Source organism: Streptomyces phaeolivaceus, assembly GCF_009184865.1.
Lineage (GTDB): Bacteria > Actinomycetota > Actinomycetes > Streptomycetales > Streptomycetaceae > Streptomyces > Streptomyces phaeolivaceus.
This window is the reverse complement of the sequence record NZ_CP045096.1, coordinates 1,640,802-1,662,353: the sequence shown is the minus strand read 5'-3', so window position 1 is coordinate 1,662,353 and position 21,552 is coordinate 1,640,802. Positions and strand designations below refer to the sequence as shown.

Sequence of the window (21,552 nt, the reverse complement as noted above, 5' to 3'; positions counted from 1 at the left end):
GTTCCCCACCCGGGAACCGGCCTGCTCGTCCCACAAGGAGGTGCGCCGGATGACCACGACGATCCCCGCGCTAGGAACCCGTACGGCCGAAGGCTCCGCCCTGCAGGCCGTGCTCCTCGACATGGACGGCACCCTGGTGGACACCGAGGGCTTCTGGTGGGACGTGGAGGTCGAGATCTTCGCCGGCCTCGGCCACACCCTGGACGACTCCTGGCGCCATGTCGTCGTCGGCGGCCCCATGAGCCGCAGCGCGGGCTTCCTGATCGAGGCCACCGGCGCCGACATCACCCTCCCCGAGCTGAGCGTGCTGCTCAACGACGGCTTCGAGGCCCGTATCGGGCGCACGCTGCCGCTGATGCCCGGCGCCTCCAGACTCCTCGCCGAGCTGGCCGCGCACGGCGTCCCCACCGCCCTGGTCTCCGCCTCGCACCGGCGCATCATCGACCGCGTCCTGACCTCTCTCGGCCCCCAGCACTTCGCGCTGACCGTCGCGGGCGACGAGGTCGAGCGGACCAAGCCGTTCCCCGACCCCTACCTCCTCGCCGCCTCCGGTCTCGGCGCGGATCCGGCCCGGTGCGCGGTCGTCGAGGACACCGCGACCGGTGTGGCCGCCGCCGAGGCGGCCGGCTGCCATGTGGTCGCCGTCCCGTCCGTGGCCCCCATCGCGCCCGCCGCCCGGCGCACCGTCGTGACCTCGCTGGAAGAGGTCGACCTGCCCTTTCTGCGCGGCCTGATGACGACGACGGGCAATTGAAAGCGCAAGAAATTCCAAGATCGCGTACCGGGGTCCGGAGTGGGAATTCAGCGGCACCGCGATGACTGAATTCCCACTCCGGGGAATACCTTTCCAGCTGTGACGTTTGCCACTCCCCAGGGCCTGTGAGGAGCCCTTCCGGCACCTCCGATCCCCGAATTCGGGGGTGTCCGACGCACCCTTGTGTCCTGATTGGTGAAGGGTGCACCCAAAGATTCCGTGCGTGGTACACCGTTTCCGTCCACGGCCGGTTCCGCAGCGTGAGGGGAACTCAACTCCGGTGCGCGCGGGCCCCTCTGGCGGTGCGGGCTAATCTCGACGCGAGAACATCGCCGTACTTCCCGAGACGCGCTCGCACCACCCCGCCGGCACCCGTCTCGGAACACAGCTCTGGAGATTCGCGAGCATGAACCGCAAGACCTTGGTGCTGCCGGCCGTCATCGGTCTGCTCACCCCGGTGCTCGCCGCCTGCGGTGCCACCGACAGCGCGGGCGACAGCGGGGACGCGATAGTCGTCGGCACCACCGACCGGTTCACCGCCTCCAAGGACGCCCCGGCCCCCGTCGACCCGGCCTACGCCTACGACGTCGGCACCTGGAACATCCTCCGCCAGACCGTCCAGACCCTCCTGGTCCAGCCCCGCGGCGACGGCGAACCGGAACCCGAGGCCGCCTCCAGCTGCTCCTTCACCGACTCCGGCAACGAGCGCTACGCCTGCACGCTGCGCTCCGGCCTGAAGTTCACCGACGGCTCCCCGGTCACCGCCGAGGACGTGAAGTTCTCCATCGACCGCGCCCGCTCCCTCAAGGCCGACAGCGGTGTCTTCGCCCTGCTGTCCACCATCGACCTCGTCGAGACCAAGGGCGACAGCGAGGTGATCTTCCACCTCAACAGCCCGGACGCGACCCTCCCGTACAAGCTGTCCACCCCGGTCGCCGGCATCGTCAACCCGGCCGACTACGACAAGGGCAGGCTGCGCGACGGCTTCGCGGTCGACGGCTCCGGCCCGTACACCCTGGACGCCGAGGTCGAGAACAACGAGCTGGTCCGCGCCGTCTTCACCAAGAACCCCCACTACAAGGGGCAGTTGGACCCGAAGAACGACAAGGTCGAACTGCGCTCCTTCACCGGCGCCGACGCCATGGGCACCGCCCTGAAGGACGGCGACATCGATCTGATGACCCGCACCATGACGCCGGAGCAGATCACCGAGCTGAGCGACTCCACCGACAGCGACATCGACGTCGTCGAGTCCGCCGGCCTGGAGATCCGCTACCTCGCCTTCAACACCGACGCCGCCCCCGTCGAGAGCACGGCCGTCCGCCGCGCCATGGCCGGGGTCATCGACCGCGGCGAACTCGTCGCCAAGGTGTACGGCTCCCAGGCCGAGCCCCTCTACTCGCTCGTCCCGGCCGGCATCACGGGCCACTCCAACTCGTTCTTCGACAAGTACGGCGACCCGGACGTCACCAAGGCCAAGTCGACCCTGGAGGCGGCGGGCGTCACCACACCGGTGAAGCTGACCCTCCACTACACGACCGACCACTACGGCTCGGCCACGAAGAAGGAGTTCGAGCTGCTGAAGAAGCAGCTCGACGGCAGCGGCCTGTTCGACGTGACCATCAAGGGCACCCCCTGGTCCACCTTCCGCCCCGCCGAGCAGGAGGGCGAGTACGCCGTCTACGGCATGGGCTGGTTCCCGGACTTCCCCGACGCCGACAACTACCTGGCGCCCTTCCTCGACAAGGACAACTTCCTCGGCTCGCCGTACGACAACCGTGAGATCCGGAGCAAGCTGATCCCCGAGTCCCGCCGCGCGGCCGACCGCCTCACCGCCTCGGAGAGCCTCACCGGCATCCAGGACATCGTCGCCGACGACGTGCCGATCATCCCGCTGTGGCAGGGCAAGCAGTACGTCGCCGCCCGTGACGACGTCACCGGCACCGAGTACGCGCTCAACGCCGCCTCGACGCTCCAGCTCTGGGAGCTGGGCCGCGGCAGAGGCAACTGACCGGACCTCACCACCCCTCCGGACAGAGGCCCGACCGGCCTCGGGGGAGCCCGGAGCGCCCGCAATGCACCCGACGACACAAGGCATCCATACGTGAACATACGCACCCAGTGGCCCGTCCTGACCATGGCGACAGGGCTTGCCGCCGGCCTGCTGACCGGTTGCGGTTCCGACTCGGGGGGATCCGGGGATTCCGGTTCCAACGTCGTGATGGGGATGTCCGACGACGTCCTGGCCACCGACCCCGCCTCCGGCTACGACCCCGGATCCTGGCTCCTGTTCAACAACGTCTTCCAGTCGCTGCTGAGCTTCCCCAACGGAGCCACCGAGCCCGAACCGGACCTCGCCAAGGACTGCTCCTTCGCGGACGGCGGCACCACCGTCTACGAGTGCACCCTCAAGGACGGCCTGAAGTTCAGCAACGGTGAGGCGCTCACGGCGAAGGACGTCAAGTTCTCCTTCGACCGCATGCTGAAGATCAACGACGACGCCGGCCCCGCGATCATGTTCCCCATGCTCGACAAGGTCGAGACCCCGGACGACAAGACCGTCCGCTTCGACCTCAAGTACGCCGACGCCACCTTCCCCAGCAAGATCGCCTCCGGCGCCGGCTCCGTCGTCGACGAGAGCTCCTACGACGCCGACGGGCTCCGCGAGGACGGCGAGGCCGTCGGCTCCGGCCCCTACAAGCTGGAGTCCTTCGGCGAGGACGAGGCCGTCTTCACCGTCAACGAGAACTACCAGGGCACCGCCGACGTCGAGAACTCCGGCGTCACCCTCAAGTTCTTCCACGGCGACCAGGACGCCCTGAAGAAGTCCCTGCTGGAGGGCGACCTCGACGTCACCTACCGCGGACTCAGCGCCTCCGACATCTCCGACATCGAGACCGACACCTCCACCGCCAGCGGCGTCGACATCGTCGACGGCACCGGCGCCGAGGTCCAGCACCTCGTCTTCAACATGGACGACCCGGTCACCGGCAAGCTCGGCGTCCGCCAGGCCATCGCCTACCTGCTGGACCGCGAGGCCCTCGTGGACGAGGTCTACCAGGGGACCGCCACGCCGCTGTACTCGATCATCCCGGCCGGCATCACCGGCCACAACACGGCCTTCTTCGACACCTACGGCGCCCGCCCGTCCAAGGACAAGGCCGAGGAGGCGCTGCGCGCCGACGGCATCGACGACAAGGTCGAACTGACCCTCTGGTCCACGCCGTCGCGCTACGGCCCCTCCACGGACCAGGAGTTGAAGGCCATCGCCAAGCAGCTCAACGACAGCGGCCTGTTCGACGCCACCGTGGAGTCCGTCGCCTTCGACCGGTACGAGAAGGACATCGCCGCCGGCAAGTACGGGCTGTACGTCAAGGGCTGGGTCCCCGACTACCCCGACCCCGACAACTTCACCGGCCCCTTCTTCGGCAAGGGCAACGTGCTGGACAACAACTACAGCAACTCCACCATCACCGGTGATCTCCTCCCGAAGACCGCCGCCGCGAGCGAGCGCTCCGCCACGGAGAAGGAGTACGCCGAACTGCAGAACATCGTCGCCACCGACGTCCCCCTCATCCCCGTCTGGCAGGCCAAGCAGTACGCCGTCGTCGGCGACGACGTCTACGGCCTGGAGTACTGCCTGGACGCCTCGACCGTCTTCCGCTTCTGGGAGATCAGCAAGGGCTGACACGAGCACGGGCCGACACCACGGTCCCGCATGACCGAGGGCGCCCCCTTCCACAAGAAAGGGGCGCCCTCGGCGCGTGGTCGGCTACCCACCCGCTACTGCGCGCCGGGGCGCACCAGCCCGCTCTCATACGCGTACACCGCCGCCTGTACCCGGTCGCGCAGCCCCAGCTTGGTCAGCACATGACCCACATGCGTCTTCACCGTGGTCTCGCTGACGAACAGATCGGCGGCGATCTCCGCGTTCGACAACCCCCGGGCCACCAGCTTCAGCACCTCGACCTCACGGTCCGTCAGCGTGTGCAGCGTGTCCGGCACCGGCTCGTCGCCCGACGGCAGATGCACCGCGTACTTGTCGAGAAGCCGGCGCGTGATGCTCGGCGCGAGCATCGCCTCGCCTCCCGCCACCACCCGGATCGCCTGCACCAGCTCATTGGCCGGCGCGTCCTTCAGCAGAAACCCGCTGGCCCCCGCCCGCAGCGCCTCCACCACATACTCGTCCAGATCGAACGTGGTCAGCACCAGCACCTTCGCCGGACCGTCCCGGCCGGGCCCGGTGATCTGCCGGGTCGCCTCCACCCCGTCCATCCGCGGCATCCGGATGTCCATCAGCACCACATCGGGCTGCAGTGCCCGCACCTGGTCGAGCGCCTGCAGACCGTCTCCGGCCTCCCCGACGACCGCGATGTCCTGCTCCGCCTCCAGAATCATCCGGAAGCCGGTACGCAGCAGCGGCTGGTCGTCTACCAGTAGGACCCGGACGGCCACGAACATCTCCTTCGCTAGGGCCTGTCCCCTGGAACAGGCCGGCTTCGGGCCCCCGCGGCCCAGGCCCGACCCACAGGACAGCCCCTAGGTCGCGTCCGGGCCCATTCTGCCCTGCCCGCCGTCGGCCGACTCGGGTGACCTCACCTGCAGGGGGTACGGCGGGGGAGTGCCGCCGAACTCCGGACACACCGCCTGATGGTCGCACCAGCCGCACAACTTGGTCGGCCGGGGCCGCCACTCGCCCGTCTCCGTGGCCAGCCGGATCGCCTCCCACAGCGCGAGCAGCTTGCGCTCCACCCGCTCCAGATCGGCCATCACCGGGTCGTACGTCAGCACATCACCACTGCCGAGATAGACCAGCTGGAGCCGCCGCGGCACCACCCGCTTCAGCCGCCACACCACCAGCGCGTAGAACTTCATCTGGAACAGCGCGCCCTCGGCGTACTCCGGCCGCGGCGCCTTGCCCGTCTTGTAGTCGACGATCCGCACCTCCCCGGTGGGCGCCACGTCCACCCGGTCGATGATCCCGCGCAGCCTCAGCCCGGACTCCAGCTCCGCCTCCACGAACAGCTCCCGCTCGGCGGGCTCCAGACGCGTCGGGTCCTCCAGCGTGAACCAGCGCTCCACCAGCCGCTCCGCCTCGGCCAGCCAGCGCGCCAGCCGCTCGCCCTCCGCGTCGTCCGCGAACAGCTCCACGACCTCCGGCCTGGTCTCCCGCAACCGGTCCCACTGTCCGGGCACCAGCGACCTGGCCCGCGGCGCGGTCCGCTCGACCGCCGGCGCGTCGAAGAGTCTCTCCAGCACCGCGTGCACCAGCGTCCCGCGTGTCGCCGCCTCGCTCGGCTTCTCCGGCAGCCGGTCGATCACCCGGAACCGGTACAGCAGCGGGCACTGCATGAAGTCACTGGCGCGCGACGGCGACAGCGAGGAAGGCGGCGCTGCGGCCCGTACGGCAGGACGCTCGCCCTCGCCTGCCCCGGGGACGGCGGGGGTGCCGTCGGTGCTGGTTTCCATGACCCCCGACCATACGGCCCACCACTGACAGTGACAGTCACGGGCCCGTCCGCGCACCGATCGGCACCACACACGCCGACGCCCGTGTGCCGTGTGCGACGCGGGGGAAAACAGAGGGGGTGCCGGGGCGGAACGCGCCCCGGCGACCGCATAGCATCGACCGCAGACCCTTCCGCCCGGCCACCGGGCGCGGAAGACGCTTCGAACGAGGGGACATCGTGGAGACGAGCGGCGGGAGCGGGCAGCCGCGGTCCGACAGCGACGAGGCGCCGCGGCGCGCGCACCGCGACACGACCGAGCCACCGGCGGAGCACGACCCCGCCGGGGAACCCGCCGCCGCCGAGACCCCCGGCGACTCCGACGCCCCGAGCCCGACGGACCCCACCAAGCCGACGGAGACCCCCGCGGACCCCCCGAAGCCGCCCGACGCCCCTGCGGACGCCCCGACGCCGGACCCCGGCACCGAAGGCACGGAAGGCACCCACGGCACCGAACCCTGGGCGAACCCGGTGACCAAACCCTCCCCGGCCGACCTGCGCAAGGCGCCGGCGGACGACACGGAGCGCACGGTCGGATCCCCGCGCCCCCACGCCCACTCGGACGCCGCCCCCAAGCCGCCCGAGCGCCCCAAGGAGCCCGGCGGCGGCATCCTCATGGGCCGCCCCTTCGGCGTCCCCGTCTACGTCGCCCCCAGCTGGTTCCTCGTCGCCGCCCTGATCACCTGGGTCTTCGGCGGCCAGCTCGACCGCGTCCTGCCCGAACTCGGCGCCCTGCGCTACCTCGTGGCCCTCTTCTTCGCCGTCGCCTTCTACGCCTCCGTCCTCGTCCACGAACTCGCCCACACCGTCGCCGCCCTGCGCTACAAGCTGCCGGTGCGCCGCATCCAGCTCCAGTTCTTCGGCGGTGTCTCCGAGATCGAGAAGGAGTCCGAGACGCCCGGCCGCGAATTCGTCCTGGCCTTCGTCGGCCCCCTGCTCTCCCTGGTCCTCGCGGGCGTCTTCTACGTCGCCCTGCTCGCCGTCGAACCCGGCACCGTCCCCGGTGTCCTCCTCGCCGGCCTGATGGTCTCCAACCTCATCGTCGCCGCGTTCAACCTGCTCCCCGGCCTGCCCCTCGACGGCGGTCGCATGCTCCGCGCCGTCGTCTGGAAGATCACCGGCAAGCCCATGACCGGCACCGTCGCCGCCGCCTGGGTCGGCCGCGCCCTCGCCGTCTCCGTCCTCATCGGACTGCCCCTGCTCACCCAGTCCGGCCTGCTCGGCGCCGCCGCCGAGGACAGCGTCGGCATGGACACCGTCCTGGACGCCCTGCTCGCCGCGATCCTCGCCGCGATCATCTGGACCGGCGCGGGCAACAGCCTCCGCATGGCCCGTCTGCGCGAACACCTGCCCGAACTCCAGGCCCGCGCCCTCACCCGCCGCGCCGTCCCCGTCGAGACCGACACCCCCCTGTCCGAAGCCCTCCGCCGCGCCAACGAGGCCGGCGCCCGCGCCCTCGTCGTCGTCGACCCCGACGGCGAACCCCTCTCCCTCGTCCGCGAGGCCGCCATCGTCGGCGTACCCGAACACCGCCGCCCCTGGGTCGCCGTCAGCGGCCTCGCCCAGGACCTCACCGACGGCATGCGCGTCTCCGCCGAACTGGCCGGTGAGGAACTCCTCGACGCCCTCCGCGCCGCCCCCGCCACCGAGTACCTCGTGGTCGAGGCCTCGGGCGAGATCTACGGAGTCCTCTCGGCGGCGGACGTGGAACGCGCCTTCGTGAAGGCGATGGCCCGCCCCAGCTGAGCGCACCGACACCGTGGTCGGCGGCCCCCGCAAACGCCGGTAGGGTGGGTCACATGTCCGAACCGACCGGTGCCGCCCGCAGGCGCGGGCCCTTCAAGGTCGGGGACCAGGTACAGCTGACCGACCCCAAGGGCCGCCACTACACGTTCACGCTCGAAGAGGGAAAGAACTTCCACACCCACAAGGGTTCCTTCCCGCACGACGAGCTGATCGGCGCACCCGAGGGCAGCGTTGTCCGCACCACCGGAAACGTCGCCTACCTCGCGCTGCGCCCCCTGCTCCCCGACTACGTCCTGTCCATGCCCCGCGGCGCCGCCGTGGTCTACCCCAAGGACGCGGGGCAGATCCTCGCCTTCGCCGACATCTTCCCCGGCGCCCGCGTCGTCGAGGCCGGCGTCGGCTCCGGCTCGCTCAGCAGCTTCCTGCTGCGCGCCATCGGCGACCAGGGCATGCTGCACAGCTACGAGCGCCGCGAGGACTTCGCCGAGATCGCCCAGGCCAACGTGGAGCGCTACTTCGGCGGCCCCCACCCCGCCTGGCAGCTCACCGTCGGCGACCTCCAGGACAACCTCAGCGACACCGAGGTCGACCGCGTCATCCTCGACATGCTCGCCCCCTGGGAGTGCCTGGAGGCCGTCTCCAAGGCCCTCGTCCCCGGCGGCATCGTCTGCTGCTACGTGGCCACCACCACCCAGCTCGCCCGGACCGTCGAGTCCATCCGCGAGATCGGCTGCTTCAACGAGCCGAGCGCCTGGGAGTCGATGATCCGCAACTGGCACATCGAGGGCCTCGCCGTCCGCCCCGACCACCGCATGATCGGGCACACCGGCTTCCTGCTCACCGCCCGCCGCCTCGCCGACGGCGTCGAGCCCCCCATGCGCCGCCGCCGCCCCTCCAAGGGCGCCTACGGCGACGACTACACCGGCCCCAACGCCGACGGCGGCTCCGGCCGCTGAGCCCCACCCCGTACAACACGGCCCCGACGTGGCCGAGTTCCCCGCAGCGCCCGGGAACTCGGCCACGGCGCTTTGCCGTTGACGCGCCACCGGAAAAGCTGCGGGAACCACGCACCCCGCCGTTCCACCCCACTGTGACGTGTGGCACCATGCGGGTCATCCCCACCGGCACAGCACCTCCAGGAGACGCTCCTAGTGCAGCAATCCGCCGTCCCGGAACTGGCACACGCGCACACCCGCCCCATCCACTGGCTCGCCACGGCCACCGCCCTCGCCGGCGTCGTCGCCCTGTCGTCCGCCCTCCAGCCCGACGCGGCGAGAGCGGCCCAGCCCGTACCGAAAGCGGGCCCGGCCCCCGCGATCGTGGCGGCCCCCGACCCCGCCGAGGTCGACCTCCCGCTCGACTGCGGACCCGTCGGTGTCGTGGTGAAGAGGAAGGGCTCCGGGGACCTCGACGGGGACGGCCGCCCCGAGACCGTGGCCGTCGCGCACTGCGACGCCAGCATGGGCACCCCGCCGGACGGCGTGTACGTCCTCACCCGCTCCACCGACGCGGCCCGGCCCCGGGTCGTCGCCACCCTGGTGAACCCCAAGGACCGCACGACCGTCTCCGACTTCGCCGTCCGTGACGCCGTCGTCACCGCGACCCTGCACGGCTACTCCTCGCCCGAGGTGCCCAACTGCTGCCCGGACGTCACGGACCCCGTCAAGTGGCAGTGGAAGAACGGGGCGTTCGTACGCTCGACGCCCGCCGGGGAACAAAGCGTCTGACACCGCCCGCCCCCGGGCGAACGGGGAATGATCACCCGGCGAACACGGTGTGAGAAAGCAGACACGGGGCGACATGGAGTGCCCGGCCGGTCACTCCGCGTCAGGTCCGAAGACCTCGACCCTGTCCGAAACGCGACGTACATGGATGCACTCGCCCGGACACTCCTTCGCGGAGTCCACCACATCCGTGAGAAGCGGCAGCGGAACGGGCGTTGTGGCCCCCGGGGCCTGCAACAACTCGTCCCCCGCGCTCTTCACGTAGGCGAGCCCGTCGATGTCCAGCTCGAACACCTCCGGTGCGTACTGGACGCAGATACCGTCACCGGTGCAGAGATCCTGGTCGATCCAGACCTCCAGCGCCTCGCCCGCGGCCCCGGCCTCCTGCTGCACGGTCATCTCTCCTGCCGTCTCATTCGTCGGGCCAGCTGGGAACGATGCGGGCTCCGACGGGTGTTGAACACTTCGACCCTACCCGGGGCGGCTTCCCCGTCATGTTCAGTGGGTATTCCCTTGGCGTGAGGGAGAGCGCAAGGGTGAAGATCGGACACACCCCGACCGTCTTTGTGATCTAGGGGTTTCAATCGACACCCACCCAGGTAGGGTCTGGAAGCGTCCAGCTCCCCTTGGAGGAGGTGAGGACCGTGGCAGCCCACGACGACGACATGAACCGCGGCATCCGCCCGGGACGAGGGTCCGACGACCCGGCCGGGCAGATTGCCTACCTTGAGCAGGAGATCGCCGTCCTGCGGCGCAAGCTCGCCGACTCTCCGCGACACACGAGGATTCTCGAAGAGCGGATCGTCGAGCTGCAGACCAATCTGGCCGGCGTGTCCGCACAGAACGAGCGGCTCGCCAACACACTCCGTGAGGCCCGCGACCAGATCGTGGCCCTCAAGGAGGAAGTCGACCGGCTCGCACAGCCCCCGGCCGGCTTCGGTGTCTTCCTCACGGCGAACGAGGACGGCACGGCCGACATCTTCACCGGGGGCCGAAAGCTCCGGGTGAACGTCAGCCCCAGCGTCGACCTGGAAGAGCTCCGGCGCGGCCAGGAAGTGATGCTCAACGAAGCGCTCAACGTGGTCGAGGCCATGGAGTACGAGAGCGTCGGCGACATCGTCACCCTCAAGGAGATCCTGGAGGACGGCGAGCGCGCACTGGTGCAGGGTCACACCGACGAGGAGCGGGTGGTGCGGCTCGCCGAGCCGCTGCTGGACATCACCATCCGCCCCGGCGACGCCCTCCTGCTCGAACCCCGCTCCGGCTATGTCTACGAGGTCGTTCCGAAGAGCGAGGTCGAGGAACTCGTCCTCGAAGAGGTCCCGGACATCGGCTACGAGCAGATCGGTGGCCTCGGCAACCAGATCGAGATGATCCGCGACGCCGTCGAGCTCCCCTACCTCTACCCGGACCTGTTCAAGGAGCACGAACTGCGCCCGCCCAAGGGTGTCCTGCTCTACGGACCCCCCGGATGCGGCAAGACGCTCATCGCCAAGGCCGTGGCCAACTCACTGGCCAAGAAGGTCGCCGAAGTCACCGGCCAGGCCCAGGGCAAGAGCTTCTTCCTCAACATCAAGGGCCCCGAACTCCTCAACAAGTACGTCGGCGAGACCGAGCGACAGATCCGTCTCGTCTTCCAGCGTGCGAGGGAGAAGGCCAGCGAGGGCACCCCCGTCATCGTCTTCTTCGACGAGATGGAATCCCTCTTCCGCACCCGCGGCTCCGGCGTCAGCTCGGACGTGGAGAACACCATCGTCCCGCAGCTGCTCGCCGAGATCGACGGCGTGGAAGGCCTGCAGAACGTCGTGGTCATCGGCGCCTCGAACCGCGAGGACATGATCGACCCCGCCATCCTGCGCCCCGGCCGGCTCGACGTGAAGATCAAGATCGAGCGTCCCGACGCCGAGGCGGCCAAGGACATCTTCCAGAAGTACCTCACCGAGCGCCTTCCGCTCCACACGGACGACCTCGGCGAACACGGCGGCTCCAAGTCCACCACCGTCCAGAGCATGATCCAGACGGCAGTGGAACACATGTACGCCGAAACCGAGGAAAACCGCTTCCTGGAAGTCACCTACGCCAACGGAGACAAGGAAGTCCTCTACTTCAAGGACTTCAACTCCGGCGCCATGATCGAGAACATCGTGGGCCGCGCCAAGAAAATGGCCATCAAGGACTTCCTCGACAAGAACCAGAAGGGTCTGCGCGTCTCCCACCTCCTCCAGGCCTGCGTGGACGAGTTCAAGGAGAACGAGGACCTGCCCAACACCACCAACCCGGACGACTGGGCCCGAATCTCCGGAAAGAAGGGCGAGCGGATCGTCTACATCCGTACCCTGATCACCGGAAAGCAGGGCGCCGACACCGGACGCTCCATCGACACGGTGGCGAACACCGGACAGTACCTGTAAAAGACAGGGCGGCTGCGGGTGCCCTCAGTGGGTACCCGCAGCCGACTGTTTTTCGGGTAAAGCCGGAGCGAGGCAATGACGCAAATGATCTCCCCACCAGCGCAGAGCCGTTCTAGGCTCTTTCGTACCGCCGAGTCGCGCAGTGCGGGGACGGGCACCGCACACGCACCGGAGCGCCAGCGGTACTTGAGCGGCGTCCCCGACCGAGGACGCCGCCGGGCAAGGAGGGCCGCATGACCGTACGGCGAGTAATGGGCATCGAGACGGAGTACGGGATCTCCGTCCCCGGCCATCCCAATGCCAATGCCATGCTCACCTCGTCCCAGATCGTCAACGCCTACGCGGCGGCGATGCACCGGGCCCGCCGGGCCCGCTGGGACTTCGAGGAGGAGAACCCGCTGCGGGACGCGCGGGGCTTCGACCTAGCCCGCGAGGCCGCCGACTCCAGCCAGCTCACCGACGAGGACATCGGCCTCGCCAATGTCATCCTCACCAACGGCGCGCGGCTCTACGTCGACCACGCCCACCCCGAATACAGCGCCCCGGAGGTCACCAACCCCCTGGACGCCGTCCTGTGGGACAAGGCCGGCGAACGCATCATGGCCGAGGCCGCAGAACGCGCCGCCCAGCTCCCCGGGGCCCAGCCGATCCACCTCTACAAGAACAACACCGACAACAAGGGCGCCTCCTACGGCACGCACGAGAACTACCTGATGAAGCGGGAGACCGCCTTCTCGGACATCGTGCGCCACCTCACGCCGTTCTTCGTCTCCCGCCAGGTCTTCGCCGGCGCCGGACGCGTCGGCATCGGCCAGGACGGCCACGAACACGGCTTCCAGCTCAGCCAGCGCGCCGACTACTTCGAGGTCGAGGTCGGCCTGGAGACGACCCTCAAGCGCCCCATCATCAACACCCGCGACGAACCCCACGCGGACGCGGAGAAGTACCGCCGCCTCCATGTGATCATCGGCGACGCCAACCTCTCGGAGATCTCCACCTATCTCAAGCTCGGCACGACGGCCCTGGTGCTGTCGATGATCGAGGACGGCTTCATCGCGGTCGACCTGGCCGTCGACCAGCCCGTCCGCACCCTCCACCAGGTCTCCCACGACCCGACCCTGCAACGCCTCGTCACCCTCCGCAGCGGACGCACGCTGACCGCCGTACAGCTCCAGATGGAGTACTACGAGCTGTCGCGCAAGTACGTCGAGGAGCGGTTCGGGGCGGACGCGGACGATCAGACGAAGGACGTCCTCAGTAGGTGGGAGGACACCCTCAACCGCCTGGAGAACGACCCCATGAGCCTCTCCGGAGAGCTGGACTGGGTCGCCAAGCGGGAGCTGATGGAGGGCTACCGGCGCCGTGACAGCCTCGACTGGGACGCCGCCCGGCTGCACCTCGTCGACCTCCAGTACGCCGACGTACGCGCCGAGAAGGGCCTCTACAACCGTCTGGTGGCCCGCGGCAGGATGAAGCGGCTCCTGGACGAGGCGGATGTCGACCGGGCCCGTACGAAGCCGCCGGAGGACACCCGTGCGTACTTCCGCGGTCGCTGTCTGGAGCAGTACGCGGACGATGTCGCGGCGGCCTCCTGGGACTCGGTGATCTTCGATCTGCCGGGCCGGGATTCGCTCCAGCGCGTCCCAACCCTCGAACCGCTTCGCGGAACGCGAAATCACGTCAAGGAGCTCCTGGACCGCTGCCGCACGGCAGAAGACCTGGTCAGGGTGCTGTCCGGCCACTGAACCGGGCTTCAATCGTGATCAGCCGGGCAGGGTGGAAACACCGCCGTCCGGGAATCATCGAGGTGGTCCCCGGGCGTTGTGCAAACAGCGGGGCCAATGTCGGACCCGGCTTGTAGGGTCTGATCATCACTGATCGGCAGGAATGCCGACCTGTCGACCATGTCGGGCAACAGAGCGGGGTGTGAGGGTTATGGCGACCAAGGACACCGGCGGCGGCCAGCAGAAGGCGACCCGTTCCACCGAGGAGACCGAGGCGGCGCCGGAGGCGCAGGCATCGGAGGACCTCAAGGAGCGACAGGAGAAGCTGAGCGACGACGTGGACTCGGTTCTGGACGAAATCGATGATGTGCTCGAGGAGAACGCAGAGGATTTCGTTCGAAGCTTCGTGCAAAAAGGTGGCGAGTAGCCTTCGAATCGAAGGGATAAGGCTGGCGGGGGCTTCGGTTGCTGGAGCAGGATGTGAAGCGCTGTTCGCGGTGCAGGGAGAACAAGCCGCGGGCAGCCTTCGCGAGTAACAAGGCGATGCGTGATGGCTTGCAGGTCTACTGCCGGGAGTGCGCGTCCGCGTACCACCAAGAGCGGCAGCTGGCCAAAGGGTGCAACGTCAGACCGCGAGTGGACGTGCCTGAGGGGCACAAGTACTGCCGTACATGCGGTGAGATCAAGCCGTACAGCGAGTGGACCAAGAATCGCAGTGCCTCGGATGGCCTGGCCACGCTCTGCAGGACGTGCAAGGCATCCAAGGGGCGAGCACACCACCTGAAGCGCGAGTACGGCATCACCGAAGCCGAGCGCGACGAGCTGATTGCCTCTCAAGGGGGCGTCTGCTGTATCTGTTTGGCTGCTTTGCCGGTGCATGTGGATCACTGCCACGAGACGGGTAGGGTCCGAGGCGTACTGTGCTTCAGCTGCAACGCGGCGCTGGGGCAGTTCAAGGATCGGCCCGACGTCATGAGGCGGGCTGCGACATACGTGGAAGGAAACGCGTGGAAGCCAACACTCGTAGCACCGGGCGTCTACCAGCTGCCTTCCTGACGCCTGGGTCGTCGTCCTTCATGGACTTTCTGTCGGAGCACCAGCCGGAGATGCTTCCCGGCAAGCGGCAGTTGCCGCCGACCCAGGGTGTCATCGAGGCCCCGCACGGCACGACGATCGTGGCCGTGTCGTTCCCCGGTGGTGTGGTGCTCGCCGGTGACCGTCGGGCCACGATGGGGAACATGATCGCGCAGCGGGACATCGAGAAGGTGTTCCCCGCCGACGAGTACTCGGCCGTCGGGATCGCCGGCACCGCCGGTCTGGCCGTGGAGATGGTCAAGCTGTTCCAGTTGGAGCTGGAGCACTTCGAGAAGGTCGAAGGCGCGCAGCTCTCCCTGGAGGGCAAGGCGAACCGTCTGTCGACGATGATCCGTTCCAACCTGGGCATGGCCATGCAGGGTCTGGCCGTCGTCCCGCTCTTCGCCGGTTACGACGTGGACCGCGGGAAGGGCCGCATCTTCTCCTACGACGTGACGGGCGGTCGTTCCGAGGAGAGCGGCTACGCGGCCACCGGCTCGGGCTCGATCTTCGCGCGCGGCGCCATGAAGAAGCTGTACCGCGGCGACCTCACCGAGGACGACGCCACGACCCTGGTGATCCAGGCCCTGTACGACGCGGCGGACGACGACTCGGCCACCGGTGGACCCGATGTCGCCCGTCGGATCTACCCCATCGTCACCGTGATCACCGAGGACGGCTTCCGCCGGCTCACCGACGAGGAGTCCTCCGGTATCGCCCGCTCGATCCTGGAGCGGCGCCTGGAGCAGCCGGACGGCCCCCGCGCTGCTTTGCTTTAGCCGGCCGTCCGGCCGGACGGCCCACTTTCCCAGGTGATCCAGTGACTTCGACAGAAAGGGACGGATAACCGGTGTCGACTCCGTTCTATGTCTCTCCCCAGCAGGCGATGGCCGACCGGGCGGAGTACGCCCGCAAGGGCATCGCCCGTGGCCGCAGTCTGGTCGTGCTGCAGTACGCCGACGGCATCGTGTTCGTCGGCGAGAACCCGTCCCGCGCGCTGCACAAGTTCAGCGAGATCTACGACCGGATCGGGTTCGCGGCGGCCGGAAAGTACAACGAGTACGAGAACCTGCGGATCGGCGGTGTGCGGTACGCCGATCTGCGTGGTTACACCTACGACCGTGACGACGTGACCGCCCGCGGTCTCGCCAACGTCTACGCCCAGACGCTGGGCACGATCTTCTCCTCGGCGGCCGAGAAGCCGTACGAGGTGGAGTTGGTCGTGGCCGAGGTGGGGGAGACCCCCGAGGGCGATCAGATCTACCGGCTGCCGCACGACGGTTCAATCGTGGACGAGCACGGCTCGGTCGCGGTCGGTGGTAACGCCGAGCAGATCAGCAGCTATCTGGACCAGCGCCATCAGGACGGCATGTCCCTGGCGGAGGCGTTGAAGCTCGCCGTGCAGGCCCTGTCCCGGGACACCAACGGCACCCAGCGGGAGATCCCCGCCGAGCGCCTCGAAGTCGCCGTGCTCGACCGCACGCGCCCGCAGAAGCGCAAGTTCAAGCGCATCGTCGGCCGTCAGCTCGACCGTCTCCTGGAGACCGACGGCGCGGCCACCGAGGCCGAGAGCGCCGAGGAAGACGAGTAGCGCCACCCGCGTCACCCCGCCCGTCGTGCGCCCCGGCCGGCCCAGGCCGGGGCGCGCGGCGTCGTGCGCCCCGCGTCAGGCCCTCGGTGGTGCCGTGGACCCCCGCACCACCAGCTCCACGGGAATGTCCCCCTCCTGCGGTGTGCGCCCCTCCAGGACGGCCAGCAGCGCCGCCATCCCCCGCTCGCCGAAGAGTTCGGCGTCGAGCCGTACGGTCGTCAGTTCGGGGTCGAGAGCCGTGGCGAGGGCGAGGTCGTCGAGCCCGGTGACGGAGACGTCCTCGGGCACGCGCAGCCCCAGCCGTCGTGCGGCCTTGTAGGCGCCGGCGGCCAGCTTGTCGTCGTCGCACACCACGGCGGTGGGCCGTCCGGCGCGGTCGGGTCCCGCCAGGGCCGCCTCGGCGGCGGTGAGCGCGCCCTCGATGGAGATCGGCGCGGCGGCCGTCGTCAGGGACGCGCCCGGCACGGCCTCCAGCCGGGCCGTCAGCTCGCGTGCCCGGACGCCGAAGGTCCAGGAGGGGATGTCGGCGGCCAGATGCAGAAAGCGGCGGTGGCCCAGTCCGAGCAGGTGTTCGGCGACCTGACGGACGCCGTCGCGGATGTCGAGGTTGACGGTGGCGGCGCCCAGGCTCCCTTCGGGGTCGCTGTCCAGCATCACCAGGGGGAGCTGGTCGCCCCGGATCGCGGTGAGGGCGTCCGCCGCCATGGAGGAGGCGATGACACCGTCCAGGGCGGCCTGGGCGGAGGCGAAGGGGTCGCGGGCGGGGCCGACGCCTTCGGGGGAGGGGTAGAGCACGACACCGAAGCCGTGGCGGGCGGCGACCCGGGCCGCGCCGGTGTACACGCCGGCGAAGAACTCGGTGGTGAGGGCGGGGACCACCAGCAGGACGGTGCGGGTGCGGCCGAGCCGGAGGTTGCGGGCGGCGAGGTTGGGCCGGTAGCCCAGTGCGCGCGCGGCCTCGCGGACGCGTTCGGCGGTGGTCTCGGAGACCCGGCCGCGCCATTTGTCGCCGAGGACCAGGGAGACGGCGGCCTGGGAGACGCCGGCGGCCTGGGCGACGTCACGGCTGGTGGGGCGCGTACTACCTCGTGCCACCGGTGGCCTGCTCCCTCGTCTGGACTCGTGGACAGGGCACATGGTACGTATGGAGGAGCACGTTATACGTAACACTTCAGGGGTCGAGAGCCCCTGGGGAACCCCGTAGAGCCCGTCGAGAGGCAGGACATGGCCGCCGGATACGTCGAGATCCTCAGGACGCGGCACGCCGCGCGACTGCTCGCCGGGACGCTGGTGGGCCGGTTGCCGAACGCCACCGCCGCGATCGCGATCGTGCTGTTCGTGCGGGCCGAGGGGGGCAGCTACAGCCTCGCGGGCGCGCTGGCGGCCGTGTACGGCCTGTCCAACGCCGTCGGGCAGCCCCTGCTGGGTCGGCTGGTGGATCTGCACGGGCAGCCGCGTGTGCAGTTGCCGGCGGCCGTCGTCGCGGCGCTCGCCATGGTCGTCTTCGCGCTGTCGGGGCTGGATCCGCTGCCGGTGGCGTATCTCGCGATGGCGGTCGCCGGGCTGTTCACGCCGCCGCTGGAGGGCGGGCTGCGGGCCCTGTGGTCCACGGTGCTCCGCAAGGAGGAGCAGGTGCACACGGCGTACGCGATGGACGCCGTGGCGCAGGAGCTGATGTTCACCGTCGGGCCGCTGCTGGTGACGTTGTGCGTGGCGCTGTGGTCGGCGTCGGCGGCGCTGATCGTGCTCAGTGTCATCGGGGTGCTCGGCGCGCTGTGGGTGGTCGTGTCGCCGCCGTCGCGGGCCTGGCGCTCCGCGCCGCGCGAGGCGCACTGGCTGGGCGCGCTGCGCTCGCCGGGGCTGCTGGCGCTGCTCGGCGCGTTCTTCTTCGTCGGTATCGCGCTCGGCTCGATCACGGTGGCCGCCTTGTCCTACGCGGGCGACCGCGGTGGGGACGCCGTCTACGGCTGGCTGATGGCGGGTGTCGGGCTGGGCGCGCTCCTGGGCGGCACGGTGTACGGCGCGCGGCGGTGGAGCGGGGCGCCGGAGCGTCGGTTGCAGGTGCTGGTGGCGTTGCTGGCGGTCTGTTATGTGCCGCTGACGCTGCTGCCGGGCCCGGTGGGCATGACGGGGCTGACGACGCTCGCGGGTGTGTTCCTGGCGCCGGCCATCGCCTGTGTGTTCGTGCTCGTCGACCGGCACGCGCCGAAGGGCACGGTGACCGAGGCGTTCTCGTGGATCGTGACGACGTTCACGGTGGGCCAGTCGGTCGGAACGGCGGTCGCGGGGCCGGTCGTCGAGTGGGGCGGGACGCTCTGGGGGTTCGTGGTGCCGGGTGCCGCGGGGGCCGTGTCGTTGCTGGTTCTGCTGGCCACCGGGCGGGTTCTCGCAGTTCCCTCCGAGGGCGCGGTGGTTGCGGTCTCATCGGAAAATGATCCAAACCGTGCTGCCGAACCCCGTTTCAGCTCGGTGGATCGGGCGTAATGTTCAGTCATGGACCGCCGCATTTTCGGGCTGGAGAACGAGTACGGCGTCACGTGCACGTTCAGGGGACAGCGCCGTCTGTCTCCTGACGAGGTGGCGCGGTACCTCTTCCGCCGTGTCGTGTCATGGGGCCGCAGCAGCAATGTGTTTCTGCGGAACGGGGCCCGCCTCTATCTCGACGTGGGCTCACATCCGGAATACGCGACACCCGAATGTGACAACGTGACCGAACTGGTCACTCACGACAAGGCCGGCGAGCGCATTCTCGAAGGACTGCTGGTCGACGCCGAACGCCGCCTGCACGAGGAGGGAATCGCGGGCGACGTCTACCTCTTCAAGAACAACACGGACTCGGCGGGCAACTCCTACGGTTGCCACGAGAACTATCTGGTGGCCCGGCACGGGGAGTTCTCCCGTCTCGCCGACATCCTGATTCCGTTCCTCGTCACCCGGCAGCTGCTGTGCGGCGCCGGCAAGGTGCTGCAGACCCCGCGCGGTGCGGTGTACTGCGTGAGCCAGCGGGCCGAGCACATCTGGGAGGGCGTCAGTTCGGCGACCACCCGCTCCCGGCCGATCATCAACACCAGGGACGAACCGCACGCGGACGCCGAGCGGTACCGCCGTCTCCACGTCATCGTGGGTGACTCGAACATGTCCGAGACGACCATGCTGCTGAAGGTCGGTGCCACCGACCTGGTGCTGCGCATGATCGAGGCGGGCACGGTCATGCGCGACCTCACCCTGGAGAACCCGATCCGGGCGATCCGCGAGGTCAGCCATGACATCACCGGCCGTCGCAAGGTGCGGCTGGCCAGCGGCCGTGAGGCCTCCGCGCTGGAGGTGCAGCGCGAGTACTACGAGAAGGCCGTGGACTTCGTCGAGCGCCGCGGCATTCGCACCGGCACCGTCGAGCAGGTCCTGGAGCTGTGGGGCCGCACGCTCGACTCGATCGAGGCGGAGGACCTCGACCGGATCGGCACCGAAATCGACTGGGTGATGAAGTACAAGCTCATCGAGCGGTACCGGGCCAAGCACAACATGACCATGTCGCATCCGCGGGTCGCGCAGATAGACCTCGCTTATCACGACATCCACCGCCGTCGTGGCCTCTACTACCTGTTGGAGAGGAAAGGTCAAGCCACCCGCATCTGCAATGACTTGAAGATCTTCGAGGGCAAGTCGGTTCCGCCGCAGACCACTCGGGCGCGGCTGCGCGGTGACTTCATCCGGCGCGCACAGGAACAGCGTCGGGATTTCACGGTCGACTGGGTGCATCTCAAGCTCAACGACCAGGCACAACGCACGGTGTTGTGCAAGGACCCGTTCCGTTCCGTCGACGACCGGGTGGAGAAGCTGATCGCGGGAATGTGAGCCGGAATGTTCCGGAGGAGTTCCGGAACGCAACGCGGGGCGCCGTACGTTTGCCGTACGGCGCCCTTCTCACGCCGTAGAGTTGCGCGCACGCATCCGACAAGATCGACCGATACGAGGCCTTCACCGTGCGCCGACGCTCACTCCTCATCGCTGTACCCGCTGGACTGGTCACGCTCGCCGCCTGTGGTGACGGTGAGTCCGACTCGGCCAAGGCCAGCAGCAGCCCGTCCGCGTCGGCGAGCGCGGCGAAGCCGCCGAAGATCGTGGACGGTCCGCTGCCGGCGATCACGGACGGGGTGAAGTTCGACGAGAAGCCGACCGTCGCGAAGGGCAGCGGCGATCCGTCGAAGGACCTGGCGGTGAAGACGGTCATCGCGGGCACCGGGCAGACGATCGCCGAGGGTGACTACATCCAGGCGAACTACCTGGGGCAGATCTGGTCCACGGCGAAGGTCTTCGACAACTCCTACGACCGCAAGACGCCGCTGGTCATCCAGCTCTCCCCGCAGGGCATCATCGACGGCTGGCGGTACGCGCTGACCGGCAAGAAGGCCGGCAGCCGGGTCCAGATGGCCGTGCCGCCGACCTGGGGCTACGGCACCGAGGGCAACTCGCAGGCGGGCATCAAGGGCACCGACACACTGGTCTTCGTCGTCGATGTGCGGAACACCTTCAACGCCAAGAGCTCGGCCAAGGGCACGAAGGTCGCGCAGGACAACGTGGACCTGCCGAAGGTGGGCACCAACACCGACGGCAAGGCGCCCTCCATCGAGATCCCGAAGGTCGACCCGCCGACCAAGCTGGTGGCGAACTACATCATCGAGGGCGACGGCCCCGAGGTCGGCGCCGAGGACAGCCTGCTCGTGCAGTACAAGGGCGTGCTGTGGGAGACCGGCAAGGAGTTCGACTCCTCGTACAGCCGGGAGGCGCTCAGCTCGTTCGGGCTGCAGCAGGTCGTCAAGGGCTGGTCGCAGGGCATGACCGGCAAGAAGGTGGGCAGTCGCCTGCTGATCGTGATCCCGCCCAAGCTGGGTTACGGGGACACGCCGCCGAGCGGCAGCGACATCAAGAAGGACTCCGTGATGGTGTTCACCGTGGACATCCTCGCGAAGATGTAGCACCCCGGGCGGGGATGCGAGACTGTCCGGCGTTGCCCCGTACAT

Annotated in this window: 19 protein-coding genes; 15 read left to right on the top strand and 4 right to left on the bottom strand. The window is 69.0% G+C overall.

The window, feature by feature from the left end; translation table 11 throughout:
- Positions 1-49: 49 nt before the first annotated feature.
- The 3 genes from F9278_RS07910 (at position 50) to F9278_RS07895 (ending at position 4,442) form a co-directional block, all read left to right on the top strand.
- A complete protein-coding gene (locus F9278_RS07910) occupies positions 50-754 on the top strand; it encodes an HAD family hydrolase (RefSeq protein WP_152167645.1) in 705 nt (234 codons plus the stop codon).
- Between the two features lie 406 nt (positions 755-1,160).
- The gene (locus F9278_RS07900; RefSeq protein ID WP_152167643.1) at positions 1,161-2,765 is read left to right on the top strand and encodes an ABC transporter substrate-binding protein; all 1,605 of its coding nucleotides are present in this window, start codon (positions 1,161-1,163) and stop codon (positions 2,763-2,765) included.
- A 93-nt stretch (positions 2,766-2,858) separates the two neighbouring features.
- Positions 2,859-4,442, top strand: coding sequence for an ABC transporter substrate-binding protein (locus F9278_RS07895; protein ID WP_152167642.1), 1,584 nt, complete (start codon positions 2,859-2,861; stop codon positions 4,440-4,442).
- 95 nt (positions 4,443-4,537) lie between these two features.
- Here F9278_RS07895 and F9278_RS07890 read toward each other — a convergent pair whose 3' ends face one another.
- Together F9278_RS07890 and F9278_RS07885 are read right to left on the bottom strand one after the other, a co-directional pair.
- A complete protein-coding gene (locus F9278_RS07890; RefSeq protein WP_046709843.1) occupies positions 4,538-5,209 on the bottom strand; it encodes a response regulator in 672 nt (223 codons plus the stop codon).
- Positions 5,210-5,293: 84 nt separating this feature from the next.
- Complete coding sequence (locus tag F9278_RS07885) at positions 5,294-6,223, bottom strand: RecB family exonuclease (RefSeq protein WP_152167641.1); 930 nt, start codon at positions 6,221-6,223, stop codon at positions 5,294-5,296.
- 218 nt (positions 6,224-6,441) lie between these two features.
- Between F9278_RS07885 and F9278_RS07880 the strand changes: the two genes are divergently transcribed.
- The 3 genes from F9278_RS07880 (at position 6,442) to F9278_RS07870 (ending at position 9,734) form a co-directional block, all read left to right on the top strand.
- Complete coding sequence (locus F9278_RS07880; RefSeq protein WP_152167640.1) at positions 6,442-8,007, top strand: site-2 protease family protein; 1,566 nt, start codon at positions 6,442-6,444, stop codon at positions 8,005-8,007.
- A gap of 53 nt (positions 8,008-8,060) precedes the next feature.
- Positions 8,061-8,963: a tRNA (adenine-N1)-methyltransferase gene (locus F9278_RS07875; protein ID WP_152167639.1), complete on the top strand. Its 903-nt coding sequence runs from the start codon at positions 8,061-8,063 to the stop codon at positions 8,961-8,963.
- Positions 8,964-9,158: 195 nt separating this feature from the next.
- Complete coding sequence (locus F9278_RS07870) at positions 9,159-9,734, top strand: hypothetical protein (protein ID WP_152167638.1); 576 nt, start codon at positions 9,159-9,161, stop codon at positions 9,732-9,734.
- Positions 9,735-9,824: 90 nt separating this feature from the next.
- Here F9278_RS07870 and F9278_RS07865 read toward each other — a convergent pair whose 3' ends face one another.
- A complete protein-coding gene (locus F9278_RS07865) occupies positions 9,825-10,130 on the bottom strand; it encodes a ferredoxin (protein ID WP_152167637.1) in 306 nt (101 codons plus the stop codon).
- Between the two features lie 245 nt (positions 10,131-10,375).
- Here F9278_RS07865 and arc point away from each other — a divergent pair, with 245 nt between their 5' ends.
- The 6 genes from arc to prcA all read left to right on the top strand — a co-directional run bounded on the left by arc (position 10,376) and on the right by prcA (position 16,531).
- Positions 10,376-12,142, top strand: coding sequence for a proteasome ATPase (gene arc / locus F9278_RS07855; RefSeq protein WP_152167635.1), 1,767 nt, complete (start codon positions 10,376-10,378; stop codon positions 12,140-12,142).
- Between the two features lie 233 nt (positions 12,143-12,375).
- Positions 12,376-13,887 (top strand): depupylase/deamidase Dop, encoded by a 1,512-nt coding sequence (gene dop, locus F9278_RS07850; RefSeq protein ID WP_404818863.1) that lies wholly within the window; start codon positions 12,376-12,378, stop codon positions 13,885-13,887.
- 190 nt (positions 13,888-14,077) lie between these two features.
- Positions 14,078-14,293: a ubiquitin-like protein Pup gene (locus F9278_RS07845; protein WP_005485230.1), complete on the top strand. Its 216-nt coding sequence runs from the start codon at positions 14,078-14,080 to the stop codon at positions 14,291-14,293.
- A 116-nt stretch (positions 14,294-14,409) separates the two neighbouring features.
- Positions 14,410-14,922 carry an endonuclease VII domain-containing protein gene (locus tag F9278_RS07840; RefSeq protein WP_152173743.1) on the top strand — a complete coding sequence of 171 codons (513 nt, stop codon included), beginning with the start codon at positions 14,410-14,412 and terminating at the stop codon, positions 14,920-14,922.
- Positions 14,874-15,719, top strand: coding sequence for a proteasome subunit beta (gene prcB / locus F9278_RS07835; protein WP_152167634.1), 846 nt, complete (start codon positions 14,874-14,876; stop codon positions 15,717-15,719). Before F9278_RS07840 ends, prcB begins: the two co-directional genes overlap by 49 nt.
- A gap of 71 nt (positions 15,720-15,790) precedes the next feature.
- On the top strand, positions 15,791-16,531 hold the full coding sequence (gene prcA / locus F9278_RS07830; RefSeq protein ID WP_152167633.1) for a proteasome subunit alpha: 741 nt from the start codon (positions 15,791-15,793) through the stop codon (positions 16,529-16,531).
- A gap of 75 nt (positions 16,532-16,606) precedes the next feature.
- Here the strand turns inward: prcA and F9278_RS07825 are convergent, their stop codons facing one another.
- Entirely contained in the window at positions 16,607-17,626 is a 1,020-nt protein-coding gene (locus F9278_RS07825; RefSeq protein WP_152167632.1) for a LacI family DNA-binding transcriptional regulator, read from the bottom strand.
- Positions 17,627-17,755: 129 nt separating this feature from the next.
- Here F9278_RS07825 and F9278_RS07820 point away from each other — a divergent pair, with 129 nt between their 5' ends.
- The 3 genes from F9278_RS07820 to F9278_RS07810 all read left to right on the top strand — a co-directional run bounded on the left by F9278_RS07820 (position 17,756) and on the right by F9278_RS07810 (position 21,507).
- A complete protein-coding gene (locus F9278_RS07820) occupies positions 17,756-19,015 on the top strand; it encodes an MFS transporter (RefSeq protein WP_152167631.1) in 1,260 nt (419 codons plus the stop codon).
- Positions 19,016-19,024: 9 nt separating this feature from the next.
- Positions 19,025-20,386 (top strand): Pup--protein ligase, encoded by a 1,362-nt coding sequence (gene pafA / locus F9278_RS07815; RefSeq protein WP_152167630.1) that lies wholly within the window; start codon positions 19,025-19,027, stop codon positions 20,384-20,386.
- 128 nt (positions 20,387-20,514) lie between these two features.
- Positions 20,515-21,507 (top strand): FKBP-type peptidyl-prolyl cis-trans isomerase, encoded by a 993-nt coding sequence (locus F9278_RS07810; RefSeq protein WP_152167629.1) that lies wholly within the window; start codon positions 20,515-20,517, stop codon positions 21,505-21,507.
- The last annotated feature ends 45 nt before the right edge of the window (positions 21,508-21,552 follow it).